The sequence below is a fragment of the Solemya elarraichensis gill symbiont genome (assembly GCF_002021095.1).
Taxonomy (GTDB): domain Bacteria; phylum Pseudomonadota; class Gammaproteobacteria; order Chromatiales; family Chromatiaceae.
Genome location: NZ_MPRK01000074.1, coordinates 1 through 11,781 on the forward strand (window position 1 = coordinate 1; position 11,781 = coordinate 11,781).

The window sequence follows — 11,781 nt, forward strand, 5'->3', positions numbered from 1 at the left end:
TGTGTACCGATGCAACAGATGCATTTGAGCCCTGTCTCTTGTGGTCTGTGACTGCGAGTCCCTCGTAGCCGCATGGATTGATGCGACTGAATGGCTCCAGATTCATGTCGGTATTGATGCTGACGCCATGGTAGGTGTTGAATTTTTTTACACGCAGGCCGATTGAGGCAATCTTGGCATCATCTACATAGATGCCGGGGGCGCCTTCGCGACGCTCTCCGCTGACTCCATGTTTTGCCAGTAGGCGAATAACGGCTTCCTCGATCGTCTGCACCAGTGTTCTGATGCCGATATCGGCTTCCTTGAGATTAATCAGAATATAGATAACGGCCTGGCCGGGCCCGTGGTAGGTAACCTGTCCGCCGCGGTCACTCTGCACCACAGGGATATCGCCGGGATTCAGCACATGCTCTGCCTTTCCGGCCTGTCCCTGCGTGAAAACCGCCGGATGTTCCACTAGCCAGATTTCGGAGAGGTCGTCCTGCTGACGATGTGTGACAAAATCCTGCATCGCCTGCCACGCAGAGTGGTAGCTCATGATCCCGAGCGGGCGCAGTCTCAGCGGTGGATTTTGCCGGCTCACGTCACAGCGCGAGTGAGACGCGTTCGTGGGCTGTCAGTTCGTGATAGATACGGTCCATCTGTTCACGGCTTTCAGCCTGCACGCGTATTGTCACGGCGAGGAAGTTGTCCCCCTTGCTGGGCCGGCAGCTGACGCAGCCGTTGTCCAGTTCTCCCACGTGGCGGGCCACGATCTCGACCACGACCTCTTCAAAGCCGGGCTCGTGTTTACCCATTGCCTTGATGGCAATTTCGCAGGGGTACTGCATGATTTCATTGGTTTCTTGATTCATCTGCATTCACCATCGATTCTCAGGCGCTCCTTGCATGCATCAAACAGGGCGTCAAAATTTTTCCAAAGCGGACCGGGCTGTCCATCACCTACCGGATTGCCATTGAGTGAAACCACCGGTGCGATCTCCTTGCTTGAACTGGTAATCCAGATTTCGTTTGCCTCTTCGAGGTCATCAACATGGATATCCGCTTCACAGTAGGCACTGCCGCTATGGCGTGCGAGTTCAAGAACCAGGTCACGGGTGATTCCCGGCAGCAGCATGTCGCTCTTTGGCGGCGTGATAAGAAGCCCGTCTTTTACGATAAACAGGTTGCTGGCGGCACCCTCATGCGCCTTGCCGTCACGGACCAGGATGGCTTCATCTGCATGCTCCTGTTTTGCCCTGTGCTTGGCTAGCAAATTAGGAAGCAGGGTGATCGCCTTGATGTTGCAGTGCTTCCAGCGGTCATTGTCGAGGGTCACCACGCTAATGCCGTGGGACTTGATGTTTTCGTCCGGCGTGCCCAGCAGGCGGGTCATCGCCAACAGGTTGGGCTCGATATCATGCGGTATCGCGTGTTCCCTGTCGTGGCCTGTACCGCGTGTGACCTGCAGGTAGAGTGACTGGTCGCGACCGGGTAGTTGTGCGATTAACTGTTCGGCAATGCTTCTCCACTCTTCGAGAAGCAGCGGCGGTTTAATCAATATGGCAGCAAGACTGTTGTTGAGGCGCTCAATGTGCTGATCAAAACGAAACAACTTGCCTGCATAGACGGGAATGACTTCATACACACCATCACCAAACAGGAAACCACGGTCAAAAACCGAAATTGTTGCCTGGTCCTTTGGTAAAAACTCACCGTTGAGATAGATGTCTAATGCCATGATGTGCCGCTGCCCAATGTTATTCCATGTAAATAGGGGCTATTGGAGCATTAACAAGACCGAATCCTTGATAACCACGAAGATGCCGCCTGATTCGACATCAGTAAGCGCAATCAACGGCAGCGTTGCGAGGGTTTTGTCGTCCAGTGTCACCTTGACACTACCGAGCCGCGTTCCCTTGCTGATTGGTGCAACCAGTGATGTATCTACCGTGAGACTGGCCTTGATCTTGTCAGCGCTGTCATGCGGTATCGTTTTCACCAGGTCTTTTGCTATACCGACTTCAATTGTCTCTGTCGCACCTTTCCAGACCTTGACCTTTTGCAACGGTTTATTGCCACTGAGGAGCTTTTTAGTGACATAAAAGCGGAATCCGTAGTTAAGCAGCTTGCGTGATTCTGTCGCACGTGCGGAAGTGTTCGCAGCACCCATGACAACAGAAACGAGACGTCTGCCGTCACGCATTGCAGAAGCAACCAGGCAGAAGCCGGCCGCTTCCGTGTGTCCCGTTTTGACTCCATCAATAGTCGCATCCTGCCACAGCAGGGTGTTCCTGTTGTCCTGCTTGATTTCGTTAAACGTATAGTCACGTTGCGAATACCACTTGTAGTATTCCGGGAAGTCACGAATGCTGGCCATGGTCACCAGGGCGATATCACGTGCCGTTGTGTAGTGATTCTCGTCTGGAAGACCGGAAGAATTGGTGAAGTGGCTGTCTTTCATGCCGAGTTTTTTTGCTTCCTGGTTCATCAGGGTGGCAAACGCCTCCTCCGAACCTGCAACATGCTCGGCCAGTGCAATCGCAGCATCATTGCCTGATTGTATGATGAGTCCTTTAAGCAGGTCTTCGACACTGACCTCCTTGTTGACCTCGATAAACATTTTCGAGCCCTGGGTTCGCCATGCCTTTTCACTGATCAGTACCATATCGGAAAGTGAAATGCGCTTTGCTTCCAGTTCCATGAATACGACGTGTGCCGTCATGATTTTTGTCAGGCTGGCAGGCTCCAGTTTTTTTGAGGCATTCTGCTCTGCAAGGACCTGGCCCGTCTCCATTTCAACCAGCAGATAGCCATTCGAGGCAACCGACGGGGGTGGAATAATAGCCATTGCAGTGCTGGAGACCAGCAGAAAAAACAGGGCGATGAGAATTTTTGAAAAGTGATGCATGCGACTCTCGCTGGTTCAGGGTGTAGGTTTATTTGGATGCCTTGCGTATCTCTTCAGACAACTGGTAGACAGCCATGGCATACAGGTTACTGTGATTGTACCTTGTAATGACGTAGAAGTTGTTGAAGCCCAGCCAGTATTCGGCCGCTTTTTCCTGCTGCAGCTCGAAGATTGAAGTATTGCCGGAGTTTTCCCCGCTATCGCCCAGGCTGATGCCGGCGCTCTTCAACTGCTCTGGCGAGATATTCGGTTTTTGCCCCCTGCGGCTTCCTGGCTGCAGTCCTGCGGGTTTGGCGGGAAGCAGGCGAGCAACCGGCTGGTCCTTGTGCCAGCCGTGTACGGCAAAGTAGTTGGCCACGCTGCCGATAATATCGGCATGGTTGTTCCACAGGTTGCGTTTTCCGTCAGCGTCAAAATCGATAGCATAGCTACGGAAACTGGACGGGATGAATTGTGGCATGCCCATGGCGCCGGCATAGGAGCCTTTTGGCTGCATGGGATCGAGATTCTCCTCACGCGCCATCAGGAAAAACTCTTCGAGCTGCTTACGGAAAAAATCTGCCCGCCTCGGGTAGCCGAAGCCGAGAGTCTTCAATGCGTCTATTACAGGGTAGGAACCCGTGTTGGCGCCATAGCCTGTTTCAACGCCGATGATCGCCGTGATGACAACAGGATCGACACCATGCTCGTCGTAGGCGCGTTGTAGCAGTTCCCTGTGGGTGTTGAAAAATGAAACGCCACCCTTGATACGCTTGTTTGTAATAAAGATCTTGCGGTACAGGTGCCACGGCTTGCCTTCAGCCGGACGGGTCATCGCCTCGATAATGGAGTCGCGGTGTTCAGCCTTGTTGAGCCAGGCAGTGATTGCGGCAGCGTCGAAACCGTGCCGGTCAGCCATCTGTTGTGCAAACTCTTTCTGCGTGACCGTGACTTTTTCCTGCGAGGTGGCGCAAGCAGAAAGGGCGAGGAGGGCTGAGACAAGAAAGACAATCGTTTTCATATGTTTAGTATCTCGCTGCAGAATGAGAGTGAACGGACATAATCATACCGAAGCCCGCCATGATTGTGACCAGTGATGTACCGCCGTAGCTGATTAGCGGCAGGGGCACGCCGACGACAGGCAGGATGCCGCTGACCATGCCGGTATTCACCAGCAGGTAGATGAAGAAAGTCAGTGTCAGTGCACCTGCCAGCAGCCGTCTGAAAGGTGTTTGCGCAACCGAGGCGATATAGAGCCCGCGCAGGATGATGAACATGTAGAGTAGCAGCATGGTGATCACGCCGATCAGGCCGAGCTCTTCCGAGATCACGGCAAAAATGAAATCGGTATGCTGTTCCGGTAAAAATTCGAGATGCGACTGGGTACCATTGAGCCACCCCTTGCCATAGATACCACCGGAGCCGATGGCAATCTTCGACTGGATGATATGGTAGCCGGCACCAAGTGGGTCGTTCTCCGGGTTGAAGAGCGTCAATACACGTTTTTTCTGGTACTCGTGCAGAACCAGGTCGAGCAGGTCCGGAGTGTTTACCACGGCCAGAACGGCAACTCCCAGCACGACCGACATCAGGACAATCAGCTTCCAGCTGAAACCGGCAAAGTAGATCACCAGCAGGCCGGCAGCACCCACCAGCAGCGCGGTACCAAGGTCAGGTTGGCGCACAATCAGCGCTGCTGGTAGCAAGACCAGGGCAAGGGCGGTAATGGTTGTCAGTGGCCTGATGGGGAGCTTTCGCATGGCCAGGAACCAGCACACCATCATCGGTACCGCCAGCTTGGCTATCTCGGAGGGCTGGAAGCGGATAAAGCCAAGATCCAGCCAGCGCTGGGCGCCCTTGCCAATTTCACCCATGACAAGCACCCCGACCAGCAGGAGCAGGGCCCCGACATAGAGCCAGGGAGAGACGAACCTCAATACCGAGGGAGGAATCTGTGCGGCTACGAAGAGAATGCCGAATGCGACACCGAGGTGTAACAGCTGGCGTTTCAGCAGGCCCACGTCACTGTCGCTTGCGCTGTAGAGCATCAACAGGCCGAAGGCACATAAAAGCAGCAGGCCGGTCAGCAATGGCAGATCGAGATGCAGAAACGCCTTGCCGCTCTTTTTTTGCGGTGGCGGTGAGTAGCCGAACTCTTCCATCAGTGGACGCTCCCGCTTTCCAGGAACCACTGGTCCATTACAGCCTTGGCAACCGGGGCAGACGTTGAGCCGCCGTGGCCACCATGTTCGGCAATTACCGAGATTGCAATCTCAGGTGTCTCTACCGGTGCAAAAGAGATAAAGAGCGCGTGATCCAGCAACTCCTTGCGCAGACCTTTTTCGTCATACTCTTCATCTTCACTCAGAGAGAACACCTGCGCCGTTCCGGTTTTTCCGCCGATTCGGTAGTCATCGCTGCGGATGCGGCGGGCGGTACCACCGACGGTTTCGACAACATGTATCATGCCCTCGATGACGGCTTCCCAATGATGTTCGTCGATTTTCTCTATCGGACTGTTTGAGTCCTTTTTCTCCAGTGTCGGCGTGTCGCCGATTCGGGCAACCAGGCGTGGGGCAATGCGCCGGCCATCGCTGACAAGAATCGTGGTGGCATAAGCCAGTTGCAAAGGTGAGACCTGGAAATAACCCTGGCCGATACCGACATTGACCGTATCTCCCGGGTACCAGTTCTCGCCATGACGTCCTTTTTTCCATTCTGGTGAAGGCAGGATAGCGTTGGTCTCCCGTGGCATGTCGATGCCGGTGCGCCGGCCAAAGTGGAACTTGTCGAGATAATCGTGGAACTTCCTGATTCCCATGCTGTGGGCGAGATCATAAAAATAGACATCGCACGACCGGTAAATCGCCTTGTCGATGCTTACGACTCCATGTCCGCCGCGTTTCCAGTCGCGGAATTTACGTCCACGTCCGTTGATACGGTAGCTGCCGTGGCAGCTGATGCGGTGATTCTCTGTAACAACTCCCTGTTCAAGTCCTGCAAGTCCGATAAAGGGCTTGACCGTTGAACCGGGAGGGTAGCTACCGTTGACCGCACGATTGAACAGCGGGCGGGAGCGGGCGTCACGCAGGTCATTATACTCGGTGAAGCCAATACCATTGACGAAGCTGTTGGGATCAAATGATGGCTTGCTGACAAGCGTCAGTACGCCGCCGGTGGCTGTCTCAATAGCGACCACGGAGCCATTGTGTTCGCCCAGCGCATCAGTTGCGGTGCGTTGCAGTTCGACATCGAAGTAGAGATGCAGATCCTTGCCCGGTATTGGAGGAGTGACTTCCAGCGTGCGAATGATCTGGCCTGCCGCATCAATCTCAACCTTTTTAATCCCGACCTCCCCGTGCAGGTAGGATTCATAGTACTTCTCCAGGCCTGTTTTGCCGATATGGGTGGTTCCCGCATAATCGTTCTGATCAATACTTTTGAGTTCCCTCTCGTTGATCCGGCCAATATAGCCAATCACGTGTGCAGTGAGTTCACTATATGGGTAGTGCCGTCTTTGTGTCACGCCCAGTTCAACGCCCCGGAAGCGATACCTTTCGACAGCGAAGCGGGCCATTTCTGCATCTGTCAGGTTGTGCTTGATGGGGATTTTCTGAAAACGCCGGGTACGCCGTTTCTGGCGCTTGAAGCGATCGACCTCCTCCTTGCTGAGCGGGAGTATAGTGTTGATCTGGTCGATTGTTGCCTGCATATCCTGAACCTGTTCCGGTTCGATCAGTAGATCAACGGTGGAGATATTTTTGGCAAGAACTCTCCCGGCGCGGTCGTATATGTTTCCGCGCGGTGGCGGCAGCGGCAACAGCTTGATGCGATTGTCGGCAGAGAGCGTGGCGAAGTGTGCATGATTGTCGACCTGCAGCCATACCATGCGGGAGATGATGATGGTCAGAGCGCCGATCACCAAGAGGGTCGCCATAATGGCGCGTGAGCGGAAAAGTGCCAACCCGCTCTTGTTGATGCGTTCAGGTCCGGTCATGTTTAAGAGATCCGGAAACTCTGACGAAAGTTCCTTAAAAAGGGAAACAGCCAGGGCCAGATGAAAACAGTGAGAAAAGGAGAGGCCCAGAATTTCAGGTCAGGCATAACTGCATGCGTGACGCCAAGCGTAATTGCTTCAACCAGTTTGCCGAACAGTAGCAACAGGATCACGCTGAGCGTCTGATTCCAGCGTGAGATAACCCGCAGGCGCTTGTGATAGATGGAGATCAACCACAGGCTGATGAGATAAACGAATGCATGCTGCCCCATGAGGCTGCTGGTTGCACCATCCATCAGCAGGCCGGCAAAAAGACCGGTCATCATGCCGACGCGATGGGGTAGCGCCCTTGCCCAGTAGACGAGGACGATCAGCAGTACGTCAGGGCGCAGACGGTTGGCCTGTTCTGAAAGCGGCAAATAATTGATAATTAGCGCGATAACTAATGTCAGTATGATCAGGTAGTAGCCGCGCTGCTGTACATGAACGCTCATTCTTCGCTTTCTCCAGGTACAGCTTCGTCAGCAGACTCATCGACTGGCTCGTCAGCCGGTTCATCGACCGGAACAGCCTGAAGTTTTTCATCGAGACTCCAGACCAGCATAACTTGCTCATCGACAGCGAGACGCGCGAGAGGCGCTGCAGCAATGGTGGTTGCACCATTGGGGTCGCGACCAACACTGGTGATGCGGGCGACCGGGTAATCGGAAGGGTAGCGTCCGCCGAGACCGGACGAGACCAGCAGGTCACCGACGCGAACATCGGCCGATCTCGGCAAATAGGGAAGCTCGAGATTATTAATACGCCCGGTGCCCTTGGCAACTGTGCGCAGTCCAGTGCGCAGTACCTGTACCGGAATCGAGTGCAGGGTATCTGTAATCAGAAGGATTGCTGATCGAAAGGGTGTGACCTCGATGACCTGCCCCATGATGGCGTGTGCGTCGATAACGGCTTGGCCCCCGGTTGATCCAGATTTGTTGTCGATAGGGCGACAGATCGACCTTGGTCATCTCGGCGAGGGTGACACGCTCTCCGACGCGCAGCGAAGCGCCGAGCTGGTCGCGCAGAAGCTGGTTCTCTTCCTCGAGCGCCTTGAAACGCTGCATGCCGCCCTGCAAAAGAAGGTTTTCCTTGTTCAGGCGCCTGTTTTCATCAAGCAGGTGGTTGTAGTTCGAGATGGATTCGGAGGTCCAGTTGATGAAATCCCCGGGGGTTTCAGCAGCCAGCTGAGCCGGGTAATTGACAAGGGCGACCGTATCTCTGAGCGGCTGCAGGCTATCGTGACGGCGATGATCGATCATCATCAGGGTAATCGCAATAGCTACACCTAACACGAGCTTTATTGTTGAAGAGTAGCCCTCGGGGAGAAACAGGTTGATCGGAGTCTCCTCCCTACTTGATCAGGGGGTCCTTAATTACTCAAGACCGAAAAGATCGCCACCGCGTTCGTCGAGCAGTTCCAGTGCACGTCCACCACCACGAGCTACACATGTGAGGGGGTCCTCGGCAACCACGACAGGCAGGCCGGTTTCCTCTTCAAGCAGACGGTCAATACTGTGTAGCAGGGCACCACCACCGGTCAATACGATGCCGCGCTCGGCAACATCGGCACCCAGTTCAGGTGGTGTCAATTCGAGTGCCTGCTTGACTGCACCGACAATACCGGTGAGCGGATCATGCAGGGCTTCGAGGATCTCGTTGTTGTTGAGTGTGAAAGAGCGCGGTATGCCTTCAGCAAGGTTGCGTCCCTTGACGCTGATTTCCTTGACCTCGTTGGCAGGATAAGCGCTGCCGATCTCATGCTTGATGCGTTCGGCAGTCGCCTCACCAATCAGGGTGCCGTAATTGCGGCGTACATAGCTGATAATGGCATCATCAAAACGGTCACCACCGATGCGAACCGAGTTTGCATAGACGATACCGTTGAGAGAAATGATCGCGACCTCGGAGGTACCACCACCGATATCCAGAACCATCGAACCACGTGCCTCGTGAACCGGCAGACCGGCACCAATCGCTGCAGACATGGGCTCATCAATCAGGTAGACCTCGCGTGCACCGGCACCCAGAGCCGACTCCTTGATGGCGCGGCGTTCAACCTGTGTTGAGCCAACCGGAACGCAGATCAGAACGCGTGGGCTGGGGCGCAGCAGTTTTGATTCATGCACCTTGTGAATGAAGTACTGCAGCATTTTTTCGGTTACCGTGAAGTCAGCGATAACACCGTCCTTCATGGGGCGAATCGCCTCGATATTTTCGGGTGTACGTCCCAACATCTGCTTCGCGGCCTCACCAACGGCGACAACTGATTTGTTGTTGTTGCGGCCGGTTCCGGTTCGGATCGCGACAACCGAGGGTTCGTCGAGGACGATTCCCTTGTCACGGGCAAAAATGAGAGTATTGGCTGTCCCGAGATCGATGGACAGGTCATTGGAGAACATTCCGCGGATGCGCGCAAACATAGAAACTTTTCCGAAACGTTAATAATAATATAGGGTTGGCACAATAATCAGGGAGACAGGTTTTCCCATTATTGTTCTGTGCATATCATCCATAACGGCCACTCGCGGGGCGAAATATGGAGGGTAGTCAACTTTCATCTATAACTGAACATGCTAATTTAACAATGGACAGCCAATCCGGCAAGTAAAACATCTTTAATATGCCGGTTAATGCGCTATTGGAGTCCTGAAAGGCAGGAAAGGTTCCTTGGAACCTCGAATCTATTTCCTGCGTGAAGCGTCTTCCGCCAAAGCGCCGTCTCGGCCACCAGGGAATAGAACAGATGTCCAAGTGCATGTTATGATTACTTTCCGTTTTTGCCCCGGTTTTCCGGGTTTTCCGAATCAATTGTAGAGTTTCCAATGAGTCTGGATCAGAGTGATATCAAAAAAATAGCGCATCTCGCCCGCCTTGCCGTGGATGAGACGGAAACCGCAGAGCTCAGCGACGCGCTGACAAGTATTCTTGGCCTGGTCGATACGATGGAACAGGTCGATACCAGCGGTGTCGAACCGATGGCTCACCCGTTACACATGGCGCAGCGCATGCGAGAAGATGTGGTTACCGAGACCAACCTGCGCGACAAGGTGCAAAAAATCGCACCCGCAGCCGAAAACGGGCTCTACCTGGTCCCGAGAGTCATCGAATAATCTCCTTTTGCGACCTGTTTTAACCTGAACACAAGTAGCCATCCTGACAAGGCAACAATATGCATACCCGTACACTATCCGAACTTGCTGCAGCACTGGCGGCCGGTGAATTTTCCAGCGTCGAACTGACGCAGCACTATCTTGGCCGTATTGCCAGCCATGACGGTGAGATCAACAGCTATATCACTGTCACTCCTGAAGTGGCGCTTGCACAGGCAAAACAGGCTGATGAGCGCCGTGCACAGGGAGACGTTACACCGCTGACGGGAATTCCGCTTGCCTACAAGGATATCTTTTGCACCGATGGTGTGAAAACTAGCTGCGCCTCGCGCATGCTGGACAATTTTACCGCCCCCTACAATGCTACTGCGGTACAGCGCCTCGCCGATGCGGGTGCAGTGATGCTGGGAAAAACCAACATGGACGAGTTCGCCATGGGCTCCTCCAACGAGAACAGCCATTACGGTTGCGTTCACAATCCCTGGGACAAAGAGCGCGTGCCGGGTGGTTCTTCAGGCGGTTCTGCCGCTGCAGTGGCAGCACGGCTGTGTGCTGCGGCGTTGGGAACCGATACCGGTGGTTCAATCCGGCAGCCTGCAGCATTTACAGGTATTACCGGCATCAAGCCGACCTACGGACGCGTCTCCCGTTACGGCATGATCGCCTTCGCATCCAGTCTCGACCAGGGTGGTCCGATGGCAGCCTCTGCCGAGGATGCGGCGATGCTGCTCAACACCATGGCGGGTTTCGACGAGCGTGACTCGACCTCTGCAAATGAAGCAGTGCCGGACTACACGGCTGATCTGAATAACTCTCTGCAGGGAGTTCGCATCGGTTTGCCGAAAGAGTATTTCGACGCAGGCCTGGATGCAGATGTGCGTGCTTCAGTCGAGCAGGCGATCGATGTCTATCGCTCACTGGGGGCGGAGATCAAGGAAGTGAGCTTGCCGAATACCAACCTCGCCGTGGCGACCTATTACGTGGTCGCAAATGCCGAGTGCTCATCCAACCTCTCGCGTTACGATGGTGTGCGTTTCGGGCATCGCTGTGACGATCCGGCCAACTTCGAGGATCTGTACGAGCGTTCACGTTCAGAAGGCTTCGGTAACGAGGTCAAGCGCCGCATCATGGTCGGTACATACGTCCTTTCGGCCGGTTACTACGACGCCTACTATCTGAAAGCGCAGAAGCTACGCCACCTGATCTCGGACGACTTCAGCAAAGTTTTCAAAGAGGTGGATGTCATCATGGGCCCGACAACACCAACGACCGCATTCAAAATCGGTGAAAAAGTTGATGATCCGGTCTCCATGTATCTTTCCGATGTCTACACGGTAGCCTGCAACATGGCGGGTCTGCCCGGCATGTCGATTCCGGCAGCCCCGGTCAATGGCTTGCCGGTTGGCCTGCAGATGATCGGCAACTACTTCGATGAGGCGCGACTCTTGAATGTCGCGCACCAGTTCCAGCAGCAGACCGATTGGCATCGCCAGATGCCGGTCGGTGTATAGGAGGGCATGACCATGCAATGGGAAACAGTCATCGGTCTTGAGATCCACGCCCAGCTGGCGACGAAGACAAAAATCTTTTCAGGCGCATCGACTTCATTCGGATCAGAACCGAATACACAGGCGTGCCTGGTCAGCCTCGGCATGCCAGGTGTACTACCTGTGTTCAATCGCGAGGCAGCAAAAATGGCAGTCAAGTTCTCAAGTGCCATCGGTGCTGAACTTGGACGCCGCTCGGTGTTTGCGCGTAAAAAC

At 54.4% G+C, this 11,781-nt stretch carries 13 protein-coding genes and 1 pseudogene; 4 read left to right on the top strand and 10 right to left on the bottom strand.

All coding sequences use genetic code 11. From position 1 onward, the window contains the following. The 9 genes from lipB to mreC form a co-directional block, all read right to left on the bottom strand. Window positions 1-538: lipoyl(octanoyl) transferase LipB (gene lipB, locus BOW51_RS05275; protein ID WP_135568073.1), on the bottom strand; the 538-nt coding region annotated here is incomplete at its 3' end. 46 nt (window positions 539-584) lie between these two features. Continuing rightward, a complete protein-coding gene (locus tag BOW51_RS05280) occupies window positions 585-860 on the bottom strand; it encodes a YbeD family protein (protein WP_245828526.1) in 276 nt (91 codons plus the stop codon). After that, complete coding sequence (locus tag BOW51_RS05285; RefSeq protein WP_078476781.1) at window positions 851-1,720, bottom strand: D-amino acid aminotransferase; 870 nt, start codon at window positions 1,718-1,720, stop codon at window positions 851-853. The genes BOW51_RS05280 and BOW51_RS05285 overlap by 10 nt, the downstream gene beginning before the upstream one ends. A 39-nt stretch (window positions 1,721-1,759) precedes the next feature. Then, on the bottom strand, window positions 1,760-2,890 hold the full coding sequence (locus BOW51_RS05290) for a D-alanyl-D-alanine carboxypeptidase family protein (RefSeq protein ID WP_078476782.1): 1,131 nt from the start codon (window positions 2,888-2,890) through the stop codon (window positions 1,760-1,762). A 28-nt stretch (window positions 2,891-2,918) separates the two neighbouring features. Continuing rightward, on the bottom strand, window positions 2,919-3,890 hold the full coding sequence (gene mltB, locus BOW51_RS05295; RefSeq protein WP_078476783.1) for a lytic murein transglycosylase B: 972 nt from the start codon (window positions 3,888-3,890) through the stop codon (window positions 2,919-2,921). A 4-nt stretch (window positions 3,891-3,894) separates the two neighbouring features. After that, a complete protein-coding gene (gene rodA, locus BOW51_RS05300; protein ID WP_078476784.1) occupies window positions 3,895-5,031 on the bottom strand; it encodes a rod shape-determining protein RodA in 1,137 nt (378 codons plus the stop codon). After that, window positions 5,031-6,866 (bottom strand): penicillin-binding protein 2, encoded by a 1,836-nt coding sequence (mrdA, locus tag BOW51_RS05305; RefSeq protein ID WP_078476785.1) that lies wholly within the window; start codon window positions 6,864-6,866, stop codon window positions 5,031-5,033. The genes rodA and mrdA overlap by 1 nt, the downstream gene beginning before the upstream one ends. A 2-nt stretch (window positions 6,867-6,868) precedes the next feature. Continuing rightward, window positions 6,869-7,360: a rod shape-determining protein MreD gene (gene mreD, locus BOW51_RS05310; RefSeq protein WP_078476786.1), complete on the bottom strand. Its 492-nt coding sequence runs from the start codon at window positions 7,358-7,360 to the stop codon at window positions 6,869-6,871. Further along, a complete protein-coding gene (mreC, locus tag BOW51_RS05315) occupies window positions 7,357-7,863 on the bottom strand; it encodes a rod shape-determining protein MreC (protein ID WP_306341490.1) in 507 nt (168 codons plus the stop codon). The genes mreD and mreC overlap by 4 nt, the downstream gene beginning before the upstream one ends. Between mreC and BOW51_RS05320 the strand changes: the two genes are divergently transcribed. Then, a complete protein-coding gene (locus BOW51_RS05320; protein ID WP_078476788.1) occupies window positions 7,844-8,197 on the top strand; it encodes a hypothetical protein in 354 nt (117 codons plus the stop codon). The genes mreC and BOW51_RS05320 overlap by 20 nt on opposite strands. A gap of 84 nt (window positions 8,198-8,281) precedes the next feature. Here BOW51_RS05320 and BOW51_RS05325 read toward each other — a convergent pair whose 3' ends face one another. Next, a complete protein-coding gene (locus tag BOW51_RS05325; protein WP_078476789.1) occupies window positions 8,282-9,328 on the bottom strand; it encodes a rod shape-determining protein in 1,047 nt (348 codons plus the stop codon). A 402-nt stretch (window positions 9,329-9,730) separates the two neighbouring features. Between BOW51_RS05325 and gatC the strand changes: the two genes are divergently transcribed. From gatC to gatB, 3 genes and pseudogenes are all read left to right on the top strand, one after another. Further along, window positions 9,731-10,018, top strand: a complete 288-nt coding sequence (gene gatC, locus BOW51_RS05330) for an Asp-tRNA(Asn)/Glu-tRNA(Gln) amidotransferase subunit GatC (RefSeq protein ID WP_078476790.1) — start codon at window positions 9,731-9,733, stop codon at window positions 10,016-10,018. 59 nt (window positions 10,019-10,077) lie between these two features. Then, entirely contained in the window at window positions 10,078-11,529 is a 1,452-nt protein-coding gene (gene gatA, locus BOW51_RS05335; protein ID WP_078476791.1) for an Asp-tRNA(Asn)/Glu-tRNA(Gln) amidotransferase subunit GatA, read from the top strand. Between the two features lie 12 nt (window positions 11,530-11,541). Further along, window positions 11,542-11,781: pseudogene (gene gatB / locus BOW51_RS05340) on the top strand (Asp-tRNA(Asn)/Glu-tRNA(Gln) amidotransferase subunit GatB); the annotation flags it as partial.

What these genes read in the sequence shown, in the direction of transcription:
- mltB (WP_078476783.1), bottom strand. Translation starts at nt 3,890, where the DNA reads ATGAAAACGATTGTCTTTCTTGTCTCAGCCCTCCTCGCCCTTTCTGCT.
- BOW51_RS05280 (WP_245828526.1), bottom strand. Translation starts at nt 860, where the DNA reads ATGCAGATGAATCAAGAAACCAATGAAATCATGCAGTACCCCTGCGAA.
- BOW51_RS05325 (WP_078476789.1), bottom strand. Translation starts at nt 9,328, where the DNA reads ATGTTTGCGCGCATCCGCGGAATGTTCTCCAATGACCTGTCCATCGAT.
- BOW51_RS05290 (WP_078476782.1), bottom strand. Translation starts at nt 2,890, where the DNA reads ATGCATCACTTTTCAAAAATTCTCATCGCCCTGTTTTTTCTGCTGGTC.
- BOW51_RS05285 (WP_078476781.1), bottom strand. Translation starts at nt 1,720, where the DNA reads ATGGCATTAGACATCTATCTCAACGGTGAGTTTTTACCAAAGGACCAG.
- gatA (WP_078476791.1), top strand. Translation starts at nt 10,078, where the DNA reads ATGCATACCCGTACACTATCCGAACTTGCTGCAGCACTGGCGGCCGGT.
- rodA (WP_078476784.1), bottom strand. Translation starts at nt 5,031, where the DNA reads ATGGAAGAGTTCGGCTACTCACCGCCACCGCAAAAAAAGAGCGGCAAG.
- mreD (WP_078476786.1), bottom strand. Translation starts at nt 7,360, where the DNA reads ATGAGCGTTCATGTACAGCAGCGCGGCTACTACCTGATCATACTGACA.
- gatC (WP_078476790.1), top strand. Translation starts at nt 9,731, where the DNA reads ATGAGTCTGGATCAGAGTGATATCAAAAAAATAGCGCATCTCGCCCGC.
- mrdA (WP_078476785.1), bottom strand. Translation starts at nt 6,866, where the DNA reads ATGACCGGACCTGAACGCATCAACAAGAGCGGGTTGGCACTTTTCCGC.